This is a genomic window from Streptomyces sp. BK340 (assembly GCF_007827595.1).
Lineage (GTDB): Bacteria > Actinomycetota > Actinomycetes > Streptomycetales > Streptomycetaceae > Streptomyces.
In genome coordinates this window covers 50,148-73,340 of the sequence record NZ_VISR01000038.1, presented here as the reverse complement: position 1 = coordinate 73,340, position 23,193 = coordinate 50,148, and the positions used below count along the sequence as shown (strand labels likewise).

The 23,193-nt window shown below is 72.0% G+C and carries 25 protein-coding genes; 15 read left to right on the top strand and 10 right to left on the bottom strand.

The features are described from left to right. Nucleotides 1-4: 4 nt before the first annotated feature. Nucleotides 5-493 (top strand): molybdopterin-dependent oxidoreductase, encoded by a 489-nt coding sequence (locus FB157_RS48100; protein ID WP_261386899.1) that lies wholly within the window; start codon nucleotides 5-7, stop codon nucleotides 491-493. Beyond that, the gene (locus FB157_RS42420; RefSeq protein ID WP_261386898.1) at nucleotides 490-1,299 is read left to right on the top strand and encodes a CdaR family transcriptional regulator; all 810 of its coding nucleotides are present in this window, start codon (nucleotides 490-492) and stop codon (nucleotides 1,297-1,299) included. Before FB157_RS48100 ends, FB157_RS42420 begins: the two co-directional genes overlap by 4 nt. A gap of 46 nt (nucleotides 1,300-1,345) precedes the next feature. On the opposite strand, the gene FB157_RS42415 is transcribed toward FB157_RS42420, so the two are convergent. Next, nucleotides 1,346-1,741: a molybdopterin-binding protein gene (locus tag FB157_RS42415; protein WP_145886473.1), complete on the bottom strand. Its 396-nt coding sequence runs from the start codon at nucleotides 1,739-1,741 to the stop codon at nucleotides 1,346-1,348. 125 nt (nucleotides 1,742-1,866) lie between these two features. On the opposite strand from FB157_RS42415, the gene FB157_RS42410 reads away from it, so the two are divergent. Continuing rightward, nucleotides 1,867-2,463 (top strand): DUF1707 domain-containing protein, encoded by a 597-nt coding sequence (locus FB157_RS42410; RefSeq protein WP_145886471.1) that lies wholly within the window; start codon nucleotides 1,867-1,869, stop codon nucleotides 2,461-2,463. 77 nt (nucleotides 2,464-2,540) lie between these two features. On the opposite strand, the gene FB157_RS42405 is transcribed toward FB157_RS42410, so the two are convergent. The 3 genes from FB157_RS42405 to FB157_RS42395 all read right to left on the bottom strand — a co-directional run bounded on the left by FB157_RS42405 (nucleotide 2,541) and on the right by FB157_RS42395 (nucleotide 6,033). Then, complete coding sequence (locus FB157_RS42405) at nucleotides 2,541-4,490, bottom strand: APC family permease (RefSeq protein ID WP_145886469.1); 1,950 nt, start codon at nucleotides 4,488-4,490, stop codon at nucleotides 2,541-2,543. A 338-nt stretch (nucleotides 4,491-4,828) separates the two neighbouring features. Further along, complete coding sequence (locus tag FB157_RS42400; protein WP_145886467.1) at nucleotides 4,829-5,386, bottom strand: hypothetical protein; 558 nt, start codon at nucleotides 5,384-5,386, stop codon at nucleotides 4,829-4,831. 116 nt (nucleotides 5,387-5,502) lie between these two features. Then, complete coding sequence (locus FB157_RS42395; RefSeq protein ID WP_145886465.1) at nucleotides 5,503-6,033, bottom strand: universal stress protein; 531 nt, start codon at nucleotides 6,031-6,033, stop codon at nucleotides 5,503-5,505. A 317-nt stretch (nucleotides 6,034-6,350) separates the two neighbouring features. Here FB157_RS42395 and FB157_RS42390 point away from each other — a divergent pair, with 317 nt between their 5' ends. The 5 genes from FB157_RS42390 (at nucleotide 6,351) to FB157_RS42370 (ending at nucleotide 11,513) form a co-directional block, all read left to right on the top strand. Beyond that, complete coding sequence (locus FB157_RS42390; RefSeq protein WP_145886463.1) at nucleotides 6,351-6,701, top strand: SAV_915 family protein; 351 nt, start codon at nucleotides 6,351-6,353, stop codon at nucleotides 6,699-6,701. After that, nucleotides 6,698-8,029, top strand: coding sequence for a diaminopimelate decarboxylase (lysA, locus tag FB157_RS42385; RefSeq protein ID WP_145886460.1), 1,332 nt, complete (start codon nucleotides 6,698-6,700; stop codon nucleotides 8,027-8,029). The genes FB157_RS42390 and lysA overlap by 4 nt, the downstream gene beginning before the upstream one ends. Nucleotides 8,030-8,388: 359 nt before the next feature. Further along, nucleotides 8,389-9,684, top strand: coding sequence for an extracellular solute-binding protein (locus FB157_RS42380; protein WP_145886516.1), 1,296 nt, complete (start codon nucleotides 8,389-8,391; stop codon nucleotides 9,682-9,684). A 6-nt stretch (nucleotides 9,685-9,690) separates the two neighbouring features. Continuing rightward, on the top strand, nucleotides 9,691-10,689 hold the full coding sequence (locus FB157_RS42375; protein ID WP_145886458.1) for a carbohydrate ABC transporter permease: 999 nt from the start codon (nucleotides 9,691-9,693) through the stop codon (nucleotides 10,687-10,689). 32 nt (nucleotides 10,690-10,721) lie between these two features. Further along, entirely contained in the window at nucleotides 10,722-11,513 is a 792-nt protein-coding gene (locus FB157_RS42370; protein WP_145886514.1) for a carbohydrate ABC transporter permease, read from the top strand. A 149-nt stretch (nucleotides 11,514-11,662) separates the two neighbouring features. Here FB157_RS42370 and FB157_RS42365 read toward each other — a convergent pair whose 3' ends face one another. Both FB157_RS42365 and FB157_RS42360 read right to left on the bottom strand, forming a co-directional pair. Beyond that, nucleotides 11,663-11,869: a DUF5999 family protein gene (locus FB157_RS42365; protein ID WP_145886512.1), complete on the bottom strand. Its 207-nt coding sequence runs from the start codon at nucleotides 11,867-11,869 to the stop codon at nucleotides 11,663-11,665. 365 nt (nucleotides 11,870-12,234) lie between these two features. Further along, nucleotides 12,235-12,819 (bottom strand): hypothetical protein, encoded by a 585-nt coding sequence (locus FB157_RS42360; protein WP_145886456.1) that lies wholly within the window; start codon nucleotides 12,817-12,819, stop codon nucleotides 12,235-12,237. A gap of 568 nt (nucleotides 12,820-13,387) precedes the next feature. Between FB157_RS42360 and FB157_RS42355 the strand changes: the two genes are divergently transcribed. After that, nucleotides 13,388-14,905, top strand: a complete 1,518-nt coding sequence (locus tag FB157_RS42355) for a glutamate--cysteine ligase (protein WP_145886454.1) — start codon at nucleotides 13,388-13,390, stop codon at nucleotides 14,903-14,905. 95 nt (nucleotides 14,906-15,000) lie between these two features. Continuing rightward, complete coding sequence (locus FB157_RS42350; RefSeq protein WP_145886452.1) at nucleotides 15,001-15,801, top strand: CPBP family intramembrane glutamic endopeptidase; 801 nt, start codon at nucleotides 15,001-15,003, stop codon at nucleotides 15,799-15,801. Between the two features lie 59 nt (nucleotides 15,802-15,860). Here the strand turns inward: FB157_RS42350 and FB157_RS42345 are convergent, their stop codons facing one another. Together FB157_RS42345 and FB157_RS42340 are read right to left on the bottom strand one after the other, a co-directional pair. After that, nucleotides 15,861-16,676, bottom strand: coding sequence for a PhzF family phenazine biosynthesis protein (locus FB157_RS42345; protein WP_145886450.1), 816 nt, complete (start codon nucleotides 16,674-16,676; stop codon nucleotides 15,861-15,863). A 45-nt stretch (nucleotides 16,677-16,721) separates the two neighbouring features. After that, nucleotides 16,722-17,168, bottom strand: a complete 447-nt coding sequence (locus tag FB157_RS42340; RefSeq protein WP_145886448.1) for a hypothetical protein — start codon at nucleotides 17,166-17,168, stop codon at nucleotides 16,722-16,724. Nucleotides 17,169-17,261: 93 nt separating this feature from the next. Here FB157_RS42340 and FB157_RS42335 point away from each other — a divergent pair, with 93 nt between their 5' ends. Together FB157_RS42335 and FB157_RS42330 are read left to right on the top strand one after the other, a co-directional pair. Further along, nucleotides 17,262-17,627, top strand: coding sequence for a MerR family transcriptional regulator (locus FB157_RS42335; RefSeq protein WP_145886447.1), 366 nt, complete (start codon nucleotides 17,262-17,264; stop codon nucleotides 17,625-17,627). Nucleotides 17,628-17,760: 133 nt separating this feature from the next. Further along, the gene (locus FB157_RS42330; RefSeq protein ID WP_145886445.1) at nucleotides 17,761-18,387 is read left to right on the top strand and encodes a PadR family transcriptional regulator; all 627 of its coding nucleotides are present in this window, start codon (nucleotides 17,761-17,763) and stop codon (nucleotides 18,385-18,387) included. Between the two features lie 90 nt (nucleotides 18,388-18,477). On the opposite strand, the gene FB157_RS42325 is transcribed toward FB157_RS42330, so the two are convergent. Continuing rightward, nucleotides 18,478-18,906: an SRPBCC family protein gene (locus tag FB157_RS42325; RefSeq protein ID WP_145886443.1), complete on the bottom strand. Its 429-nt coding sequence runs from the start codon at nucleotides 18,904-18,906 to the stop codon at nucleotides 18,478-18,480. 279 nt (nucleotides 18,907-19,185) lie between these two features. Between FB157_RS42325 and FB157_RS42320 the strand changes: the two genes are divergently transcribed. Together FB157_RS42320 and FB157_RS42315 are read left to right on the top strand one after the other, a co-directional pair. Next, on the top strand, nucleotides 19,186-19,767 hold the full coding sequence (locus FB157_RS42320) for a Clp protease N-terminal domain-containing protein (protein ID WP_261386897.1): 582 nt from the start codon (nucleotides 19,186-19,188) through the stop codon (nucleotides 19,765-19,767). Nucleotides 19,768-19,861: 94 nt separating this feature from the next. Beyond that, nucleotides 19,862-20,866: a DMT family transporter gene (locus FB157_RS42315; RefSeq protein ID WP_145886441.1), complete on the top strand. Its 1,005-nt coding sequence runs from the start codon at nucleotides 19,862-19,864 to the stop codon at nucleotides 20,864-20,866. A 225-nt stretch (nucleotides 20,867-21,091) separates the two neighbouring features. Here FB157_RS42315 and FB157_RS42310 read toward each other — a convergent pair whose 3' ends face one another. Next, complete coding sequence (locus FB157_RS42310; RefSeq protein ID WP_145886439.1) at nucleotides 21,092-21,775, bottom strand: pyridoxamine 5'-phosphate oxidase family protein; 684 nt, start codon at nucleotides 21,773-21,775, stop codon at nucleotides 21,092-21,094. 35 nt (nucleotides 21,776-21,810) lie between these two features. On the opposite strand from FB157_RS42310, the gene FB157_RS42305 reads away from it, so the two are divergent. Beyond that, nucleotides 21,811-23,142: an aminotransferase class I/II-fold pyridoxal phosphate-dependent enzyme gene (locus FB157_RS42305; protein WP_145886438.1), complete on the top strand. Its 1,332-nt coding sequence runs from the start codon at nucleotides 21,811-21,813 to the stop codon at nucleotides 23,140-23,142. Nucleotides 23,143-23,193: the final 51 nt, after the last annotated feature.

Here is a 23,193-nt window from a genome sequence, read left to right as displayed (position 1 = left end):
GCAGGTGTTGCTCGCGGAACTCGCCCTGACCGGCGATCTCGTACGACCGGCCCGGCTGACCGTGCCGGACCTGCTCGGCTGGCCGCAGCACGTGGCGGACGTCAGCTTCGAGTGCGCCACCAGCGGCGTCCAGCACCACCGGTTCACCGGTCCGCGGCTGTACGACGTGCTCGCCGACGCCGGACCCGGCTTCGACCCGGTTCGGCGCAAGGACCGGCTGCGCTTCCTGATCGCCGTCACCGGCACCGACGGCCACCACGCGCTGCTGTCCTGGGCCGAGATCGACCCCGACTTCGCCCACGCCCCCGTGCTGCTCGCCGGCACCGTCGACGGCACCCCGCTGGACGCGGCCGGCCCCCAGCTGGTGCTGCCGCAGGACCGCTGCGGGGCCCGGCACATCAGCGGGATCACGGCGATCCGGGTGGACGGGGCCTACGGCTTCGACGCTCCAGTGCCGGCCACACCCGGTCGCGCGTCAGCGGCAGCTCCGTGAACCGCTCCCCGGTCGCGTCCCGTACGGCGTTGGCCCAGGAGGCCGGTCCGGAGGGCGTTCTCGGCGCCGCCTTCGCCCACCTCGACCCCGTCACCGCCTACGTGTTCACGCCCTCGGGGCGGACGGTCGCGGCCACGGCGGGGGCGCCGGGCGTCGCGGCGCGGGAGGCGGTCGCGCTCGTGGCGGACGGCACCGGGGAGACCGTGTCCGTCGAGGCCGACAGCGCCTCCCCCTATGACCGCTGGCTGCTCTGCGTGCCCGACCCCGACAGCGCGCCACCGCGCATGCTGCAGGAGACCGCCGCGGCCCTGAGCCACTGTCAGGAGGCCGCGGCCCGGCGCCGGTCGGCCGAGCGACGGGCCGCGGACGGCCTGGGCGCCCTGCACAGCGGCACCGGGGCGCCCGTGGACGGTCCCGAAGGGCTGGGCGGGGCGCCGGCGCAGGCCCGGTACGCCCTCACCTGGGCCCGCACCACCGCGCCTTACGCCTCCCTCCTCGCCGACGCGACCGCCCTCACCAGCCTCGACGCCCTGCTCACCGGCGTGCCGGCCGAGGCGCGCGCCGCCTACGGCCGTACGGTCCTCGGTCCGCTGCTGGAGTCCGACCGCACCGCCACCGCCGTACTGCTGAGCACGCTGGAGACGTTCCTCGCCTGCGACGGCTCCTGGGCGCGCACGGTCAAGGCGCTGCACCTGCACGTCAACACCGTGCACTACCGGATGCAGCGCATCGAGCACTTCACCGGACGGGACCTGTCCCTGCTGAGCGGCCGGCTGGACCTGTGGGCGGCGCTGCTCTGCCGGTGAGGGGGGCTTCTGCGGAGCCGGTGTCGAAGACGCCCCGGAGGTGTTCTCAGACGCGGTCGATGTGCACGTTCGTGGACTTCACGCGCGCGGTGGCCTCCATGCCGACCTCCAGGCCCAGTTCCTCCACGGCCTCCCGGGTCAGCAGGGAGACCAGGCGGTGCGGGCCCGCCTGGATCTCCACCTGGGCGGCGACGTCGCCGAGCTTGATGGCGGTGACGATGCCCGGGAAGGCGTTGCGGACCGAGGTGTAGGAGGCGTCCTCCTCGCCGCTGCCCGCCTTGGCCAGCTCGACCGAGAACGCGGCGAGATCCTTGCCGTCGATGAGCCGGCGCCCGGCCTCGTCGCGATGAGTGGCCACCCGGCCGGCGTCGGCCCAGCGGCGGGCGGTGTCGGGGCTCACGCCGAGCAGCCGTGCGGCCTGGCCGATCGTGTAGGACTGCATGCCGGTCACGATAGGGCCATGAAGAGGGAACCGTGGACGTCGGGTTGGCCGTTGGGTATAACGCGATATAGCGTTAGTGCGTGACGGTGGTCCCCTGCGGGGGGCGTCTGAAACGGGGTGAGGGTATGTCGGCCGAACTGGTGCCCACGGATGTGCCGTCCGGGTTGCGGGCCTCGCACGCGGACCGGGATCGCCTGGTGGACGTCCTGACGGCTGCCGCGGGGGACGGCAGGCTGACCGCCGAGGAGCACGACGAGCGGGTGGGGGCGGCCCTGTCGGCGCGCACGCTCGGGGAGCTTGCGGAGCTGACGGGTGACCTGCCGGACGCGCCCGGGGTGGTCCCGGTCAAGGACGTCGTCCGCATCGAGCAGCAGTTCTCGTCGGCCACGCGCGGCGACGGATGGTCGGTGCCGCGCCGGATGGAGATCCACTCGGAGTGGGGCGACGTGACCGTCGACTTCACCCTGGCGGAGATCACTCACGACACCCTCCGCATCGATCTGGACCTGCGCGGCGGCACCCTGCGGCTGATCACCCGGCCCGGCGTCGTCGTGGACACGGACTCCCTGGTGATCGACTACGGCAAGGCCAGGGTGCGGCCGGCCGGGCAGCCCGGGACGCCGGTCGTGCTGCGCGTGGAGATACGCGGGCAGCTGAGCATGGGCCGGCTGGAGGCGCGGCCGCCGCGGCGGCTGTTCGGCAGGAAGACGGCGACGGCCTGAGGCGCGTGCCGTCTTCCCGGCCCGGTACGACTGTCGGCTCGGTGACCTGAGGAGCCCGACGTGACCGCGGGTGTGCCTCAGCCCGTGTGGACGCGCGGTCGCCGGGCGCGGTCCGGCTCCGCCTCGCGCAGCACCTCTCGGGTGACCGGGGCGACCTCGCCCTGCCCGAAGAGGAAGAAGCGCAGGAAGTTGGCGAACGGGCTGCCCTCGGTCCACTCGAAGTAGATGTGCGGGGTGCAGCCCGTCATGTCGCGGACATGGAGGAGCATCGCGGCGAGGGCGTTGGGGATGGAGGAGGACTCCAGGGTCAGGATGCGGTAGCGGTTGTGCAGGACCTCGCCCCGCACGGTCAGGCCCGCCTCGAACTCGGAGGGGTCGGTGACCGTGACCTCCACGAAGACGAAGTCGTCCTGCTCGGGCATCTCGTTGTCGGCGCGGATCTGCTCGATCTTGTCCCGGTACTCGGCCTTGTCGCGCCGGTCGGGCTCGTTGGCGATGAACCGGATCTTGCGGCTGGCCATGTCCCGGACGAATCTTTCCGCCATCGGGTCCATGGACACGTGGGTCACCCGCAGCTCGAAGGCGCGGGCCAGCCGGGACAGCAACGAGACCATGATGATGCCGACGATGAAGCAGGCGCCGATCTTCACACCGTCGGGGCGCTCGATGACGTTCACGACGGTCGTGTACAGGAACACCACGGAGATGATCGCGAACGTCACAGTCCAGCCGCGCTGGCCGGCCTTGCGGGCGGCGATGGTCACCGCGATCGCCGCGGAGCTGATCAGCACCAGCACGCCGGTGGCGTAGGCGCCGCCCTGTGCGTCGACGTTGGCGTCGAAGATCCAGGTCACCAGGAAGGCGATCAGCGTGAAGACGATGACCATCGGGCGCACGGCGCGTGCCCAGTGCGGGGCCATGCCGTAGCGGGGCAGGTAGCGCGGCATCAGGTTGAGCAGACCGGCCATGGCGGACGCGCCGGCGAACCACAGGATGGCGATGGTCGAGATGTCGTAGACCGTGCCGAAGGCCCCGCCCAGGTACTCGTGCGCGAGGTAGGCGAGCGCACGGCCGTTGGCCTGGCCGCCGGGCTTGAACTCGGCGGCCGGGATCAGCAGCGTGGTGATGAAGCTGGTGGCGATGAGGAACGCGCTCATGATCAGCGCGGCGGTGGTCAGCAGCTTCTTGGTGTCCCGGATGCGGCCGACCGGACGCTCCTCGGTGTCGTCCGCGTCGCCCTCGACGTGCGGCATGACGGCGACACCGGTCTCGAAGCCGGACAGGCCGAGGGCGAGTTTCGGGAAGACGAGCAGGGCCAGGCCGATCATGACGAAGACGTTGCCGTGCTCCGCGGTCAGGGCGCTGGTCCAGTCGGTGATCACGTGCTCGGCGGTGACGACGTGGTACAGACCCACGATCACGACGACGAGGTTGAGCACGAGGTAGATGCCGACCAGGGCGACGGCGACGCCGATGGCCTCCAGGAAGCCCTTCAGGAACACCGCGCCGAGCAGGGCCACCAGGAACAGGGTGATCAGCATCTGGTAGCTGTGGAGCACGCTGGTGAGGTGCGGGTTCTCCACGAGGTGGGTGGCGGCGTCGGCGGCCGACAAGGTGATCGTGATGAGGAAGTCGGTGGCCGCGAAGCCCAGCAGGGTCAGGACGAAGAGCTTGCCCTGCCAGAACGAGAGCAGTCGCTCCAGCATCGCGATGGAGCCCTCGCCGTGCGGGCTCTCCTCGGACACGCGGCGGTACACCGGGAGGGCACCCGCCAGGGTGACTATGACGAGCACGATGGTCGCGATGGGCGAGAGCAGGCCGGCCGCGAGCGCCGCGATGCCCGGCTGGTAGCCGAGGGTGGAGAAGTAGTCGACACCGGTCAGGCACATCACGCGCCACCAGCGCTGGCCCTTGTGCGCCGGCTCCGGCTGGGCTTCGGGGCGGGCGTGCCCCTTGCCCATGTCGGACAGCCCCTCCAGCATCCAGGTGCGCAAGCGACTGGGAGGAGGGTGCTCGGTCGTGGCCATCGGCGTGCTCCAGGTGTGCGGCTCAGCTGATTCCGGCCATCACGCGGACGGCGGCACCAGCGTATGCAGAGAGTGACGCCTGGGCCCACGGATCCAGGGCCGGGCGGCGTCAATCTTGCGTTAAGAAAGACCCGACGGGAGGAGGTGACACATCAAGAAGCGGAGGCCCGTAGGCCGACGGCACGCGTTGGACCGTACAGGGGAGGGGCGGCCGCGAACTCCGGGTCGGACACCCAGCGTCATCTCGTACGACACCTCCATGCTGCCCCGCGGACAGCTGAAGCGCAGCCGCAGCGAGCGGGTGAGCCCACGGCGGGCCGACGCCCCTCGACCCTCCGCTACTCCAGACCCGACGCCCTGAACACCATCAGTGCCGCCTCCCGGTCGATGCGTTCCGTCCACTCGTGCAGGGCCGTCGCACCGGAGCGGAGGGTGCCGGAGGTCTCCGAGGCGCGGGCCGCCTCGGTCAGGCGGAGCCAGAGGTCGGGATTGCGCAGGAGCACCTCGGGGTCGATCTCGACGCGGGCGCCGAGGGTGTCACGCAGGACCAGGCTCTTCGCGACGCCGTCCAGCGGGCACACCGCGACCAGCCGGTCGGTGCGGACCCGGCGGGTGCGCAGCAGGTGACGGGAGGCCAGCCAGCCCTCGCCGGCCGAGACGCGGGCGGGCACGAGGACGAGGAAGAGGAGCAGGGCCAGCGACAGCCACAGGGCCGAGCGCCACCAGGTGAGGGTGCCTGCTGCCAGGTCGACGAGCACCAGCAGGCCGAACAGCACGGCCGCGCAGCGGGCCGAGCTGTACAGGTCCGAGGTCCACCGGCGGTCGTGCACCACGGCACCAGTGCCGTGCGGGTGCGGGACTTTCACCTCGGAGCGGGTGTCGTCGTGGTGCTCCATGAGTTCGACGGTAGGGAGCGGCGAGCCCGGTGGGACAGGGCGATGCCGGATGTTGACGGGACCCTGACGGCACGGCGGCACGTCCTGACGCGCGCGCTGACCCGTGCGCGGCGTCCTCACAGCCCCCGGGTGTCCATGCGCAGATGCCAGGCGTTGCGGCGGTGGACGGAGACCAGGTCGGACTCCAGCGGCGACGGCGGTACGGCGAGGACCGGGCAGTCGGCGTGTGCGAGGCAGTGCCGGGAGACGCGGCTGGAGAAGGCGCGCTGCAGGCCGCGCCGGCCGGCGCCCACGACGAGCAGGTCGTCGTCGCGGTCGGCGGTCGACACCAGTGCCCTGCCCGGCGTGCCGCGGACGATCACGGCGTGCATCGGCACCCCCGGCCCGTCCTCCCCGAAGATCTCCTCGAGCACCGAGGCCAGCCGTTGCCTGGCCAGCCGCTGCCACTCCTCGACCAGCAGGCCGGCGGCGGGGGAACGGCGCGCGGCGGGATCGCCGCCGGGTGGCTCCCAGGCCAGCACCGGCCAGAGCTCTGCACCCAGTCGCCGGGCCAGCGCCGCGGCCCGGCGCAGGGCCGTGACGCTGCCCAGGGAACCGCTCACCCCGACCACCACACGGGCGGCCGCCGAGGCGTCGTAACCGGACATGACTCCACCGTTTCTCACGCATGCCCGCGGGCGACCCCCGCGGGTGGGCCCGCGAACAGGGCTTCTCTTCCATCCCACTCCCGTACGGGCGATTCGACCAGCCGGCGGGAGCAATCCCTGGCAGGTCCCTGACGGCCCCGGCCCGTCCGGTGTCCGTGCCCGTCAGCAACCCGTCAGCGTCGGCCCGTTCGCCGTCAGCGTCGCGTCATGAGGTATCGGATCACCGGCCCGGCGGGGCATAGCGTCGAGGCAGCCCCGGTCCGCCTCCCCGCGTCCGGGGCGCTCAAGGCCACCACGCCCCTCCCAGGAGACAACCCATGCCCGAACTCGTCTGCGGCGACGACCCGGAGCCTTCCGAACGCACCCCGGCCGGACCCCTGTTCGTCCCCGTCCGGCCGGGACCCGCCGGGTGCGCTGCCCGCCTGTTCCGCACCCCCCTCGGCGGCCGTACGGCCGCCGCCTTCACCTCCGCCCGCCGCCTGGGCGACACACTGGGCCCCGACCAGCCATGGATCCGCCTGGCCGAGCCCGCGCTGCGCGCCCTGACCGCGCCGCTGGGTGTCACCACCCTCACCGTGGACCCCACGCTCTCGGCCCCGGCCCCCGTCCCCGCCGCCCGGACGATTCCGCTCCCGGCCTTCCGGATCACCGAGGGGAGCACCCGTTGACCACCCTGCACGGAGCAGCCGTCCCCACCACCCTCGCCGGTCCGTCCGTCTGGCCCGCCTCGGCCACCGAGTCCCGCCCCGGCGACCTGGCCGTCGGCGGAGTCACGCTCGCCGAGATCGCGGACCGGTTCGGTACCCCCGTCTACGTGCTCGACGAGGGCGAGGTGCGCGAGCGCTGCCGTACCTACCGGCAGGCCTTCCCCGAGGCCGAAGTCCTCTACGCGGCCAAGGCGTTCTTGTGCCGTGCCATGGTCCGCTGGACGGACGAGGAGGGCCTGGGCCTGGACGTCTGCTCGGCCGGTGAGCTGGAGCTGGCGGTCACCGCCGGATTCCCGCCCGAGCGGATCGTGCTGCACGGCAACGCCAAGTCGCCGCGCGACCTGGAGCTGGCGCTGCGCCTGGGCGTGGGCCGGATCGTGATCGACAGCCCCGCGGAGATCGCCCGGCTGGCCGCCATGCTCGGATCCGACGGCCGGCAGCAGGTGCTGGTCCGCGTGGTGCCCGGGATCGCCGCCGGCGGGCACGAGAAGATCCGCACCTGCACCGAGGACCAGCAGTTCGGCCTCTCCCTCTCCGACGGCCACGCCCAGCACGCCATCGCCCGCATCCTCGACCAGCCGCAGCTGCGACTCGTCGGACTGCACTGCCACTTGGGCTCGCAGATCACCAGCGTGAAGCCGTACGTCACCGCCGTGCGCCGTATGGTCGGCCTGCTGGCGCGGCTGCGTGACCAGCACGGCCTCGTCCTGCCCGAACTCGACCTCGGCGGCGGGCACGGCATCGCCCACCGCCCCGGCGAACCGGCCCTCGCCCCGGCCGTCCTGGCCCGCCGGGTCCGTGCCGAACTCGCCGGGTCCTGCGCGGCGGCCGGCCTGCCGGTGCCCCGTCTGATCATCGAACCCGGCCGGGCGATCGCCGGCCCGGCGGGCATCGCCGTCTACCACGTCCTCGCCGTCGAACGCACCGGCGACCACACCTTCGTGGCCGTCGACGGCGGCATGAGCGACAACCCGCGGCCCGCCCTGTACGGCGTCCGCTACGCACCCCGTCTGATCGGGCGGCCCGCGACGGCGCCCCTGGCCCCGGTGACCGTCGTCGGGCGGCACTGCGAGGCAGGTGACGTCCTCGCCGAGGCCGAACTCCCGGCCGACGTACGTCCCGGCGACCTGCTCGCCGTACCCGCGGCCGGCGCCTACCAGCTGTCCATGGCCTCCGCCTACAACCTGGTCGGCCGCCCGCCCGTGGTCGCCGTGCACTCGGGCCGGGCCCGCCTGCTGGTCCGCCGTGAGTCGCTCGCCGACCTGCGCAGCCGCGACGTGGGCGTCTGACATCACCACGTCCGGCATCGGACCCCGTCGCGTCCGCCGGCGCTGTGCCGCGCACCGGACTCCCGGGCGGGCCGGCCTTCCCTCCCTCGCCGGCCGGCCCGCCCGGGCCTTGGAGCCGCTCCGTCCGACCGAACCCCACCGCCGGGCGCCAGTGGGGTTCGCCGCGAGCTTCGAAACTTTCGATCAACTGTCCCGCTGTTCCGCAGCCCGGACCCGGTGCACTGGCGCCGGTTCCTGGTCGCCGGCGGCATCCGGAACCGCGACCTGCTGCGCGACATCTTGACGCTCTCCATGCGCCTTCCTAGAGTCCCGGTTCGGAACGTTCGGGAATATGATCGAAAGTTTCGAAGGAGCGCATGATGGGCGACTCTGCACTGTCCCGCCGCGGCTTCCTGGCTGCGTCCGTCGCCGCCGGGCTCGGCGCGACCGCACTCAGCGGCTGCGGCGGCGACTCGGACGGAGGGTCGTCCTCGGGGACGACCACGATCGAGTGGTGGAACATCTCCACCACCGAGCCCACCAAAACCGTCTGGGCCGGCCTCGCCAAGAAGTTCGAGGCCCAGAACCCCAAGGTCAAGGTGAAGATCGTCCAGCTGGAGAACGACGCCTACAAGTCGAAGATGACGGCGCTGACCGCCTCCGGGAAGCTGCCGGACATCTTCCACACCTGGGGCGGTGGCGTGCTGAAGCAGCAGGCCGACGCGGGCCTGGTCGAGGAGCTGGGCGACCGCACCGAGCCATGGGCCGACGGGCTCCTCCCGGTGGCCAGACAGCCGTACCTCCTCGACAACAAGCTGTACGGCATCCCGTTCGACATCGGCATGATCGGCTTCTGGTACAACAAGGCGCTCTTCGAGCAGGCCGGCGTCAGCGCGCCCCCGACCACCTGGAGCGGCTTCCTCGACGCCGTACGCAGGCTGAAGGCCAAGGGCATCACCCCCCTCGCCCTCGCCGGCAAGGAGAAGTGGCCCGGCATGTACTACTGGGCCTACCTCGCGATGCGCACCGCCGGGGTCGACGCCCTGCGGAAGGCCGACGACGCCAAGGACTTCACCGGGGCCGGGTTCGTCGAGGCCGGGCAGCACCTCGAGGACCTGGTCCGGCTCCAGCCGTTCCAGAAGGGGTTCCTCGGGGCTGCCTATTCCACGCCCACGGGGCAGGCCGCCGCCGTCGGCAACGGCAGGGCGGCCATGGAACTCATGGGCCAGTGGGCCCCGGTCGTGGAGGCCGACGCGGGCAAGGGACTCGGCTCCGACCTCGGCTTCTTCCCGTTCCCCGAGGTCGAGGGCGGGAAGGGCGCCATCACCGAGGTGTTCGGCGGTGGCGGCGGGCACGCCCTGCGCAAGGGCGCCCCGCAGGCGGCCGTCGACTTCCTGAAGTTCTTCGCCTCGGCCGCCACGGACACCGAACTGGTCAAGAAGACCGGCACCCTTCCGGTGGTCCCGGCCGCCGAGAGTGCCATCTCCGACCCCGACACCAAGGCCGTACAGGCACAGTTGAAGGGCGCCACCGGTTTCCAGCTCTACCTCGACCAGGCGTACGCGCCCGCCGTCGGCCAGGAGGTCAACGACAGTGTCGCCGCGCTCGTCGCCGGTTCCAAGTCCCCCGAGCAGGTCGCGCAGTCGATCACCAGGACCGCGAAGGAAGAGCAGTAGCCGGCGATGACCTCCACCTTCCTCCCGGACGAGCGGTCGGGTCCCGACGTCGCCGTGCCGTCCCCGGCCGTGGCCCCGCCGCAGGGGCGGGCGCGGCGGCACACCCTGAACTGGCTCACCGCGGTCGGCTTCCAGCTGCCCGCACTGGCGCTGTTCGTCACGCTGGTGCTGCTGCCGATGCTGTTCGCGCTGTACGCCGCCTTCTTCCGCTGGGGCGGCTTCGGCATGCCCTCCGACTACACGGGCACGGACAACTTCACCCGGCTCTTGCAGGACCCGGTCTTCCTGGGCGACCTGTGGCGCTGCCTGGTCCTGGTCGTCCTGTCCCTCGCCCTGCAGTTGCCGTTCGCGCTCGCCATGGCCGTGGCCCTCAACCAGCGGCTGCGCGGCCGGGCCGCCTACCGGATGCTGTTCTTCGCGCCGTACGTCCTGTCCGAAGCCGTCACCGGCGTGCTGTTCGGCATGGTCTTCGCCCCGGACGACGGTCTCGCCGACCACGTTCTCGGCGGCCTCGGCCTGGACGGACTGGGCGGTGAGTGGTTCGCCGATCCGTCCTCCGTCATGGCGACCCTGTTCCTGGTCATGACCTGGAAGTACTTCGGCTTCCACATGATGCTCCACCTGGCCGGACTCCAGGCCGTTCCGGCCGAGTTGACCGAGGCGGCGCTGATCGACGGCGCGGGTCCCTGGCAGCGCTTTCGCCATGTGACCCTGCCGCTGCTCGCACCCACCCTGCGCATCAGCGTCTTCCTGTCCATCATCGGGTCCGTCCAGCTGTTCGACCTGGTGTGGGTGGTCACCCAGGGCGGCCCCGACCACCACTCCGAGACGATGGCCGTGACCATGTTCCAGTTCGGCTTCAAGCGCTACCAGGTCGGCTACGCCAGCGCGATCAGCGTGGTCATGTTCGGCATCTGCCTCGTCTTCGCCCTCGCCTACCAGCGGTTCGTGCTCCGCCGCGACCTCGCAGGGGCCACCACGACGATGAGGGGAGACGGCACGTGACCCGGAAGAGCGCACGCACCCTGCCGCTGCACATGGTCCTCGCGGCCGTCGGCGCGGTGATGGCCGTACCGCTGGTGTACGCCGTCCTCTCCGGCTTCAAGTCCACCGACGAGCTGTCCGCCAACCCGTTCGGACTGCCCGAGCACTGGCTGACCGGGAACTACACCGGCATCCTCGGCTCGGGCGGCTTCTGGCGGCTGGTCGGCAACAGCACGCTGATCACGGTGGGCACGACCGTGCTCGTGGTGGCCGTGTCCGCGCTCGCGGCCTTCTCCTTCGCGCGGTTCTCCTTCCGCGGGCGGGAGGTGCTGTTCACCGTGTTCACGCTGGGGCTGATGTTCCCCTTCGCGGTGGCCGCGCTGCCGCTGTTCCTGCTGCTGCGCCGGCTGGACCTGCTGGACAACCCGCTGGGCGTGATCCTTCCGCAGGCCGCCTTCGGGCTGCCGATGACGATCATCATCCTGCGCGGCTTCTTCCGGGACATCCCGGGCGAGCTGGAGGAGGCGGCCACCCTCGACGGCTGCAGCTCCTTCGGGTTCTTCTGGCGGGTCCTGCTGCCCATGGCGAGGCCCGCGCTCGGCACCGTCTCCGTCCTCGCCGTCGTCACCAGCTGGAACAACTTCTTCCTGCCGCTGCTGGTGTTCACCGACCCCAAGTGGTGGACGCTGCCCATCGGAGTCCAGCAGTTCCAGGGCCAGTACTCCTCGGACTACGCCCGCGTCTTCGCCTACCTCGTGCTCGCCATGGTCCCCGCCCTCGCCTTCTACTCGGTCGCCGAGCGCCAGCTCGTCGGCGGGCTCACCGCCGGGGCCACCAAGGGCTGATCGGCCGGCTCCCCCCCCCCCGAAGGCGCCAGCACTCGGTCACGGACCGTAGTCGCCCCCGGACACACGTCGGGGCCGGTGCGCACCGTGAGCGTGCGGCCGGCCCCTTGGGGTCACCGGGCGGTGCGGCGGACCGCCCGGGGTGCTGCTCAGGCCGCGGTCATCACCCGTTCCGCACCGAGCGGGCGGTGCGGGGCGATGACGCGGCCGTCGGGCAGCAGCTCACCGGTGTCCTCGAAGAGCAGTACGCCGTTGCACAGCAGGCTCCATCCCTGCTCCGGGTGGTGCGCCACGAGGCGGGCGGACTCCCGGTCGGCGGACTCGGCTTGTGGACACGGCGGCTGGTGCTGGCACATGGGTGGGATCTCTCGCTCGGTCGTGGTCATGTTCGCCCCCCGTGGTGATAGTCGGTCGGAACCCAGTGTTGCCCTCTGGGCGTCATTCCGCAGGGATTTCGCGGCACCGCTTCTCACAGGTTCATGACGCGTCACCCACGCGGACGGTTCATTCCAACTGCACTGTCCCTTTGGGTGGTTCGGGGTGGCCGGATATGACTAGTCCGAACGCAAGAGAGCCTTTTTCGGCTCGTCAGAGCGGGCAATTGCTCGGACGAGCGCATTCCATTCCCGTGGGGCACCGCGGCCACGGAAAAGTATTCGCATCCCGGTAAAAACAGTCGTACCCCGCTCCCCTTCCGGGCAGCGGGGTACGCGGGCGTCGTTCAGGCGGGTGAGCCGAGCAGCGGGACGGGAGTCGCCCGATGGGTCAGCACCGGCAGCAACTCGGAGACCCGGCAGGGCCGGTGGGCCGAGATGCCGGGCGGTGCCGGGGCCAGCGGTATCAGCAGGTCGGCGGCGGCCGGATGGCCCTCTGCGGGCTCGGAGGCGACCTCGCCGTGCAGCCACAGGGTGAGCATGTACAGGCCGGGCACGGACAGCAGACGCGGCTGGTACGGCTGCGGCAGCGCCTCGGCCTGTTGCAGTGCCCGCTCGGTCGAGACGATGTAGGGGCCCTCGAAGAAGTGCGAGAAGGCCCAGCCGTCCGGGGTGAGCATGGTGTCGGCCGCGGCCACCGCGCGGTCGCCGCACCGTATGAGGAAGCGCCATCCGGCCAGCCGGGTCGCGGACAGGCCCTGCGCGGTGATCCTGTCCAACACGTGCACGGGAAGAGGCAGTTCGGGCGTCGCGGGGCCCTGCGCGGCGCGCAGGGAGGGAGTTCGGGCCTCACGGACCGCGGTGGGGGAACCGAGGGCCGTGAGGACGGAGCGCAGGGCGGGCGCGGGTGCAAGGGGCACATGCAGCGGCATGGTGGGTCGCCTCTCGTTCGACAGGCGCGGCGGCGCGAGGGAGGGTGGGGCGGACGGCGCTGTCTGCTCACGGGTGGCCTGAGAGGTGGGGGCCCGGATCGGTGAACGAGGGTGCGGCTGAGGCCTGCCGCCCGTCACTTCGGCGGCAGGAACACGACGGGAACCGGGACCGCGGGCACCAACCTTAGGCCTTGTTCGCAAGGTTATACGACACGTGTTCAGACGATGTTTCGTCTACCGGATTCCGGTTGGCCCGGCAAGGGGTCATTCAGTCGATGAATCGCGTAAATCATCCCGATTTCCGGTCCGGGATCGCGCCGCTGACCTCGTAATACGCCACGATCGCGGTCGGCCGAATGTCGTCGGCGTTTTTCACGAGGCGGTCGGGGAACCCGAAGATGCGTACTGCGGCATGCCCCGTGAATGTGCCGCGGGGAACATTCGACAGAGTAGCGGGTGCCGGGCCCGCACGGGACGTTATCGATCGCTTCGGCTGGGCATCATCCCACCTGACCCGGGACCCCGGCGGCCGGTTCTGCGGCCCGCCCATCCGAGGAGGGACACTTCGATGGGGGAGAAGGTCGTGGCAGGGCAGTTCGACCTGTCCGATCGCCAGCGCTACCGCGAAAAGCTCCAAAAGTGTCTGGCGGGACTGGAGCGGCTGCTGGTCGAGAAGCGGTTCGACCGCCCCAAGAATCTCATGGGTGTGGAGATCGAATTGAATCTGGCCGGCCCCGACGGCATGCCTAAAATGCTGAACGGGCAGGTGCTGGAGCGCATCGCGAGTCGCGATTTCCAAACAGAACTCGCCAGGTTCAACCTGGAGGTGAACATAGCCCCACACCGGTTGGGCGGCCGGGTATTCGACCGGCTCGCCGAGGAACTGCGCACCTCCCTGGCGTACGCCGACCGGAAGGCCGGCGAGGTGGACGCCGGGATCGTGATGATCGGCATTCTGCCCACGCTCGAGCCCGACGACGTGGTCTCCGCCAACCTCTCCGAGGCGGATCGGTACACCCTGCTCAACGATCAGATCGTGGCCGCCCGGGGCGAGGACTTCGTCCTCGACATCGAGGGGGTCGAGCATCTGACCCGCACCTCCAAGTCCATCGCCCCGGAGGCCGCGTGCACCTCCGTCCAGCTGCACCTCCAGGTCACCCCGGCCCGCTTCGCCGATGTGTGGAACGCGGCGCAGGTGGCGTCGGCCGCGCAGATCGCCGTCGGCGCCAACTCGCCCTTCCTGTTCGGGCACGAGCTGTGGCGCGAGTCCCGGGTGCCGCTGTTCCTGCAGGCCACCGACACCCGCCCGCCGGAACTCCAGGTCCAGGGGGTGCGGCCGCGCATCTGGTTCGGTGAACGCTGGATCTCCTCCGTCTACGACCTGTTCGAGGAGAACCTGCGGTTCTTCCCGCCCCTGCTGCCGATCTGTGACGCGGAGGAGCCGCTGGAGGTCCTGGACGCCGGCGGCGTACCCCGGCTGGCCGAACTCGTCCTGCACAACGGCACGATCTACCGCTGGAACCGGCCCGTCTACGACATCGCGAACGGCGTGCCGCACCTGCGCGTGGAGAACCGGGTGCTGCCGGCCGGGCCGACCGTCACCGACGTGATCGCCAACGCGGCCTTCTACTACGGCCTGGTGCGCGCCCTCGCCGAGGAGTCCAGGCCGTTGTGGACCCGGCTCCCCTTCGCGGTGGCCGAGGCCAACTTCGACGCGGCGTGCCGCTACGGCATCGACGCGCGCTTCATGTGGCCGCGGCGGGGACGCTACGGCGGCACCGGCGAGGTCGACGCGGTCACCCTGGTGCGTGACGAGCTGCTGCCGCTGGCCTCGGCGGGCCTGGACGCGTGGGGCCTGGAGGCCGCCGACCGGGACTTCTACCTCGGCGTCATCGAGGAGCGGTGCCGGCGCCGGGTCAACGGGGCCTCCTGGCAGGCGGCCACCTTCCACCGGGCCCTGGAACAGGGACGCGGCCGCGAGGCGGCCCTCGCCGCGACGACCCGGCGCTATGCCGAGCTGATGCACGCGGGGGACCCGGTGCACACCTGGCCCGTCGGCCTGCCCGATCCGGTGCCGCTCGGCTGAGGGCGGTCGGTCCACCGGGAAAGCCCTGCCCGGGCACGCACTCCACAGGCCGATCCGGCATGCTGTGACCTCGCACGACCGGACCGAAGGCAGGAGTGCACGTGGAGGCTGACCCGGTGGCCGAGGCGTACCCGCGGGAGCGGTTCTCGCGGCGGATCCTCCGCGACGAGACACTGCTCGTCCTGGCGCTCTCGCTGGGCGCGAGCGGGGTGTCCGCGCTGATCAGCTTCGTCGGGTCGGTCACCAAACCGGGCGGGCTCAAGGAGCAGGCGGCCACCCTCAACGCCTCGGCCGCACCCGGCCGCCCCTGGCTCGACCTCGCCTGGCAGCTCTTCGGCATCGCCAGCGCGCTGGTTCCCGTGGCCCTGGTCGCCCATCTGCTGCTGCGCGAGGGCGAGAGCATGCGCACGCTGGGCTTCGACCGCACCCGCCCCTGGCCCGACCTCGGCCGGGGTGCGGGTGTCGCGGCCGTGATCGGAAGCACCGGCATCGCCTTCTACCTGGCCGCCCGCGGTCTCGGCTTCAACCTCACGGTGGTGCCCGAGGCGCTGCCCGACGTGTGGTGGAAGTACCCGGTGCTGATCCTGTCCGCACTGCAGAACGCGATCCTCGAAGAGGTCATCGTCGTCGGCTATCTGCTGCGCAGACTGGGGCAGTTGGGCTGGACCCCGGGCACCGCACTGGTGGCCAGCGCGGTCCTGCGCGGCTCGTACCACCTCTACCAGGGCATCGGCGGCTTCATCGGCAACATGGTCATGGGCGTGGTCTTCGTCTGGCTCTACCGCCGCTGGGGCCGGGTCGGCCCGCTGGTCGTCGCGCACTCACTGCTCGACATCGGCGCCTTCGTCGGCTACGCCCTGCTCGCGGGCAGGGTGGGCTGGCTGCCCACGGCCTAGGGACCGTCCGGGTTCCCGCCCGTCCCCGCAGGCGGACGAAGAGAATTGCCGGACTAGGCCTAGGAGCCGAGCAGTTCTCCTTCGATCACCGTGACCGCGCTGCCGGTGAGCAGGGTGCGGTCGCCGCGCAGCCCGGTGCGGACCAGGCCGGTGCGGCGGGAGGCCTGCAGACCGGTGAGGTCGTCCCGGCCGAGGCGGGCGGACCAGTGCGGGGCGAGCGAGGTGTGCGCGCTGCCGGTGACCGGGTCCTCGTCGATGCCGAGGTTCGGGAAGAAGCAGCGGGACACGTAGTCGTAGCCGAGGGACGGGTCGTCGGCGAGCGCGGTGGCGATGATGCCGCGCGAGGAGTGGGCCGCGAGGGCCTTGAAGTCCGGTGCGAGTCCGCGGACCGTACGTTCGTCGGCCAGCTCCACCAGCAGGTCGCCGACGTCGGGGCCGGTGTCGTGGGCACCGGCCGGCTCGGCGCCGAGCGCCCCGGCGAGCGCGGCCGGGACCTCGACCGGGGTGAGCGGGGCGGTCGGGAAGTCCAGGGTGATCGAGCCGTCCGCACTGGGCGTGGCGATGAGCACCCCGCTGCGGGTGGCGAACCGCACCGGTCCCTCGTGGGCGCGGGTGGTGTACAGGACATGGGCGGTGGCGAGGGTGGCGTGCCCGCACATCGCGACCTCGGTGAGGGGCGTGAACCAGCGCAGCGCCCAGTCCGCGTGGCCGCCCTCGGGCAGCCGGTGCGCGAACGCCGTCTCGGCGTGGTTGACCTCCAGGGCGACCTTCCGGAGCCAGTCGTCGTCCGGGAAGACGTCGTCCAGGATCAGGACTCCGGCAGGGTTGCCGGCGAAGGGGCGGTCGGTGAAGGCGTCGACGATTCGGATGCGCATGGCCCCGACGCTAGGGGCGCGGGAAGCCGCGGGACCAAGGCCAATTCACGAACCCTGGACCGACTTCGCGCCGGTGGCACGGCCGGCCGTGGCCCACGGGGCGAGCTGGGCGACGCCGAACGCCACCTCCACGACCAGGAACGGCCACAGCACCGGCGGACCGCCGTGCGCCAGTGCGTACGCCTGCCACAGGGCGAACAGCGTGCGCGCGACACCGTCCAGCAGCCCGTGCAGCGGCAGCGGCCGTACGATCCGCAGGACGGACCAGATCACCACGACCGAGCCCATCAGGTTGGCGTACAGGATCTGCATCGGGTCGAGTGCCGGGAAGGCACCCAGTCCGGCGGCGTCCCCCGCTTTCGCCAGCAGGTCGTGCACCAGCGCGTACGTCCACGGCGTGGCGAAGCCGGCGGTGACGAGCAGGTCGTACCAGCCGCTGGCCCGCACGAGGCGGAGGTAGGCGGGGCGGTGGGGTACGGGGAACGGGATCACGGAGAACTCCTCGGGCGGGTCCGTCTCTGCCGCGGCTCACGCTAAACAGCGGAGTACGCTCCAAGGTCAAGTCCGGGGAGCGGCGGGGGAGCCATGCGCATCGGAGAACTGGCCGCACAGGCGGGCCTGTCCAAGGACACCGTTCGGTTCTACGAGCGGATCGGGCTGATCGAGGGCCGCCGCCTGTCCAACGGCTACCGCGACTTCCCGCCCGAGACGGTGAGCTGGCTGCACTACGTCCGCACCGCACAGACCCTCGGCTTCACGCTCGCGGAGATCGCCCGGCACGGCGCGGACCTGCGCGACGCCCCGGACAGCGCCGAGGCGTTGTCCGCGCTCCTCGCCGACAAGATCCGCATCATCGACACCCGCATGTCCGAACTCGCGGCCCTGCGAGCCGATCTCACCTCCCGCGTCGGCACGGACTGCCCCCTGCGGGCGGCCGGCGCCGACGCCTGAGCCCACCGGGACGATCCGGGAGCCATCCCCGGGAAGGGGCTTGCCACGCTATCGGTACCGATATATCGTTGAGGCATCGCGTAAGGAACGCGATCGATACGTGACTGATCAACGATGGAATGGAGTGATCGCGATGCGTACCCACGGATTCGAGCGTGGACATCGTCAGGACGGCCCGGGCCGGCGCGGCTGGGGCGGGCGCGGTGGATCCGAAGGGCGCCGGGGTGCCTTCGGTCCCTTCGGTCCGGGCGGTCCCGGGTTCGGGCCCGGCTTCGGGCCGGGGCCCTGGGGGCCTCGAGGGCGGGGCGGTCCGAGGGGGAGGGCGCGGCGCGGTGACGTGCGCGCCTCGATCCTGGCCCTGCTCAAGGACCGGCCCATGCACGGCTACGAGATGATCCAGGAGATCGCCGAGCGCAGCGGCGGTGCGTGGAAGCCCAGCCCCGGCTCGGTCTACCCCACCCTCCAGCTGCTGGAGGACGAGGGTCTGATCGCCAGCGAGAGCGAGGGCGGCAAGAAGCTCTTCGCCCTGACCGAGAGCGGCCGCGCCGCAGCCGACGAAGGTCCGGAGGCTCCCTGGGAGGAGGCCTCGCGCGGGGTCGACTTCGAGGCACTCGGCGAGATCCGGCAGGCCGGCATCGGTCTGATGCAGGCCTTCGGGCAGGTCTGGAACACCGGCACCAAGGAGCAGCGCGAGAAGGCGCTGGCCGTCGTCAACGACGCCCGCAAGAAGCTGTACCTCATCCTCGCCGACGAGGACTGAGGACTGAGGAGTGCCGGCGGACGGCGCCCCGTGGAGACTCCGCGGGGCGCCGTCCCGTGTCCGTGTCCGGGACCGGGACCGGGACCGGGTTCAGGTCACCAGTCCGCCGAGCTTGCGCAGCGACTCGTTCAGGGCGGCCGTCGCCGAGTCCTTGAGCTTGCCCGCCATCAGCGACACCGCGGCGCCGGTGAACTCGCCGTCGATGCGGACCGTCGTGGCGTCGCCGTCGGGGGTGAGCGTGTAGCGGGTGGCCACGGTGACGGCCATCGGGCCCTTGCCGCGGATGGCGAACACCCGCGCCGGCTCGAGCTCCTCGATGGTCCAGTCGACCTCCGCCGGAAAGCCCATCAGCTTCATGTTCTCCTGGAACGTCCCGCCCACCGCCAGTGTCTCGGGCCCGCCCTTGGGGAAGCTGGTGTGCGTCGCGTTCCACTCGCCGTACGCCGGCCAGTCGGTGAGCTGGGTCCACACCTTCTCGGCCGGTGCCTGGATGCGTGCCTCGGCGCTGACTTCGGCCATGCGACCACCCCTTCGTCTCGGGCTTCGGTGTCGCGGAACGTAGCCTCAGGCCCTCGAACATTCAATACTGATGAACCGTCAGAAATTGTGTTCCCCGGGGACGCGCATCACCGTAGCGCTGTAGCACCGCACGCGCGGCATCACCACCGCGTCGGCCAGGAGCGGCCTGATCTCCTCCGTAAGGATGAGATTCCGGCCGGTGACGTCCACTCCCTGCGGGACGCGGAAATGGTTCCCCTCGCGGATGCCCCGGCCCGCTGATGCTGATGGGGTAGAGGTGTGCAACACCGTATAGCCCGTCAATCCGCCCATGGCCAGGGCGGCCTGCCCGTGGACGACGGCGCCGGGCTCAGCGCCGAGCTGGCGGCGGTGGTCGCCGGCGCCCGTCGCAGGGCCCTGCGGGACGGGGACCGGCAGATCGACACCGCCCATCTGCTCCACTCCCTCCTGGAGTCCGACCCCGAGGCCCGCGTCGCCGTCGGCGACGCCCCGCAACTCGCCCGGCTGCTCGGTTACCTCGTGCAGCGCAGCATCGGCTACGGGCTGCGCTGGCAGAGCGGTGTGGAGGACTCCGGCGCGATCGCGGTCGTACCGGACCCCGCCCTGTACGGCGGCGAAGCCAAGGATTCGGGCGGCTGGTCGCCCGTCGCGGCCGCCGCCATGGTGGACGCCCGCCGGCGCGCCCGGCAGCGCGGCGAGACCCGCGCGGGCGGCACCGACCTGCTGGCCGCGCTGGTGGTGGACCCGGAGTCCCGGGCCGTCGTGGTCCTGGAGCGCGCCGGTGTCCCCGCACGTGACCTGCGGGCCCGGATCGAGGCCCGCACGGGGGAGTGCGCCGGCGAGGGCGAGGCGGCCTGCTGAGCCGTCGCACCGGCGCCCGGCCGACCCCCGGGAAAGTCCATCCCCTGAGACAGGTGTCAACGGGGATGACGCTCATGTCAGCGCCTGTCATCATGTGCCGGTGCATACGTCTGAGAGCAGCCGGGGCAGCGGCGGCAAGGGCGTCGGGCTCGGCCTCGCGCTCGCATCGGCGCTGACCTTCGGCGGAGCCGGGCCGGCCGCCAAGCCGCTGATCGAGGCGGGACTCGACCCGCTCCACGTGGTGTGGCTGCGGGTCGCGGGTGCGGCCCTGGTGATGCTGCCGTTCGCCGTGCGGCACCGTGCCCTGGTGCGCCACCGCCCCGCGCTGCTCGCCGGTTTCGGCCTGCTCGCCGTGGCCGGCGCCCAGGCCTGCTACTTCGCCGCGCTCTCCCGCATACCCGTCGGGGTGGCCCTGCTCATCGAGTACCTGGCACCGGCGCTCGTGCTCGGCTGGGTGCGGTTCGTGCAGCGGCGGCCGGTGTCGCGCGCCGCCGCGCTCGGCGTGGTCCTCGCGGCGGGCGGTCTCGCCTGTGTGGTGGAGGTGTGGGCGGGGCTGAGCCTCGACGCGCTCGGTCTGCTGCTCGCGCTCGGCGCCGCCTGCTGCCAGGTCGGCTACTTCGTCCTGTCCGACCAGGGCGCCGAGGCGGGCGACCAGGCGCCGAACCCGCTCGGCGTCATCGCGTACGGCCTGCTCGTGGGCGCCGCCGTGCTGACCGTCCTGGCCCGTCCCTGGGGCATGGACTGGTCGGTGCTGGCCGGCTCCGCGGACATGGACGGCACCGCCGTCCCGGCCTTCGTCCTGCTCGGCTGGATCGTCCTGGTCGCCACGGTCGTCGCCTACATCACCGGTGTGCTGTCAGTGCGGAGGCTGTCCCCGCAGGTCGCGGGTGTCGTCGCCTGCCTGGAGGCGGTCGTCGCGACCGTCCTGGCCTGGGTGCTGCTCGGCGAGCACCTGTCGGCGCCGCAGATCGTCGGCGGTGCCGTCGTCCTCCTCGGTGCGTTCATCGCCCAGTCCTCCACGCCGGCCAAGGCCTCCGGCGGGCCGGTGGCCCAGGGCGGCGTGGAGCGGGAACCGTCCGCCCCGGGTACGGCTGTCTAGCGTGCCGGTCGTGAACGCACTCGCCTTTCCGTCCCCGGCCGCCTGAGGCGGGCCTGCGGGAAGAAGGCACCCGGCATGGGGTGCCGGGTGGAACGGCGCTGCACGGAGCCGAGGTCCGCGTGCCCCACCGCGGTGACCTGCACCCTCCCGGTGCCCGGCGCGGTCGCCGGCCCGGTGTTCGCCGCGGCGCGCGACCGCCGTGCGCCGGTCCCCTGCAACCCCCGCTCAGAGCCCGGCCACGTACTCCGGGACATCGATGCCGGGCGCCAGGTCGGCGTTGTCGAGGGGCGTGCCGTAGCCCTTGCGGAGCGGGACGACCCCGGCCCAGTGCGGCAGGCCCAGGTCCTCGGGCTCGTCGTTCGCGCCGCCGGTGCGGATCTTGGCGGAGACCTCGTCCAGGTCGAGGCGGATGACCGCGGTGGCGGCCAGCTCCTTCTTGTTCGCGGGCCGGGAGTCGGCGGCCCGGCCCGGCACGACCTGGTCCACCAGCGCGTCCAGGGCCAGCCGCCGCTCCTCGGGGTCGGTGACCTCGTGCGCGATGCCGTGCACCACCACGGAGCGGTAGTTGATCGAGTGGTGGAAGGCGGAGCGGGCCAGCACCAGTGCGTCGACATGGGTGACCGTCAGACACACCGCGAGACCCGGGTCCGCCTCGCCCGTCATCCGCAGCGGGCGCGAACCGGTGGACCCGTGCACGTAGAGCCGCTCGCCGACCCGGCCGTACAGCGTCGGCAGCACCACCGGGGCGCCGTCGCGGACGAAGCCGAGGTGGCAGACGTAGCCCTCGTCGAGTATCGCGTGCACCACGTCCTTGTCGTACGACGCCTTCTGCGCGGACCGCGTCGGCACGGTGCGGCCGGTCGGGGTGTACGTGACGGGCTTCGGCGGAGTCTCCTGGGTCCCCTGCATGGCGTTCTCCATTGCACTAGTGCATAATTGGTTTTGTGCTAGGAGAGTATCCGATTCAGGGGCACGGCGCAGCAGAGATTGCGGCCAGTGTCGAGCGCGCGGTCGGCACCGGTGAGCTGGAACCGGGCCAACCACTGCCTCCCATGCGGGACTTGGCGACCAGGCTCGGGGTGAACCCGAACACGGTCGCGGCCGCCTACCGCACCCTGCGCGAGCGCGGGGTGATCGAGACCGCGGGCCGCCGGGGCAGCAGGGTCCGGCCGAAGCCGGCGACGACGGGCCGCGAGAAGATCCGGGTGGCCGTACCCGAGGGCGTGCGGGACGTGGCCGACGGCAACCCGGATCCCGCGCTGCTGCCCCACCTCGCCCGGGCGTTCGCGGCGGCCGCAGCGCAGGGCGACCGGGAACCCGTGCTGTACGGGCACGATCCGGTGGAACCGGAGCTGGCGCGTCTCGCCCGTGCCGCCCTGGACGCCGACGGAGTGCCCGACGGTCCCGTCGGTGTGGCCTCCGGATCCCTGGACGCCGTCGAGCGGGTCCTCGCCGCGCACCTCAAGCCGGGCGACCGGGTGGCTGTGGAGGACCCCGGCTGGGGCAGGGTGCTGGATCTGGTCCCGGCGCTCGGACTGCGCACGGTGTCCGTCGGCGTCGACGACGAGGGGCCGCGCCCCGAGGACGTCAGACGGGCGCTGGAGTCCGGGGCGCGCGCCCTGATCGTCACGGACCGGGCGCAGAACCCGACCGGCGCCGCCCTGACCGCCACGCGCGCGCGTGCGCTTCGTTCGGTGCTCCGGGAGCACCCCGAGACCCTGCTGATCGAGGACGACCACGGCCACGGCATCGTCGACGTGCCCCTGTACCCGCTCGCCGGGGTCACCCGCCACTGGGTCCTCGTCCGCTCCGTCGCCAAGGCCTGGGGTCCGGATCTGCGCCTGGCCGTGTTCACCGGGGACGCGGTCACCGTCGACCGGGTGCAGGGGCGGCAGCGGCTGGGCGCCGGATGGGTGAGCCTGCTCGTCCAGCGGGCCGTCGTGCGGCTGTGGAACGACGGCGCGGTGGACATGCGCGAGGTGGCGGCCTCGTACGGCGGCCGCCGGGACGCCCTGGTCAAGGCCCTGACCGAACGCGGCGTGCCGGCGCACGGCCGCAGCGGCATGAACGTCTGGGTCCCGGTCCCCGACGAGACGGGCGTCGTGGCCCGCCTGCTCCACGCGGGCTGGGCGGTCTCCCCGGGCGCGCGCTTCCGCCTGAACGCGCCGCCGGGGATCCGTATCACGGTCTCGACGCTGACGGCGGAGGAGACCGGTGGCCTGGCGGATGCGGTGGCGGCGGCGGTGGGCCCGGCACCGGCCAGGACCTATGTGTAGCGAAGCCCGGACACCCCAGGACCGCGGGGCCGCACCGGTATGCGGCCGCGC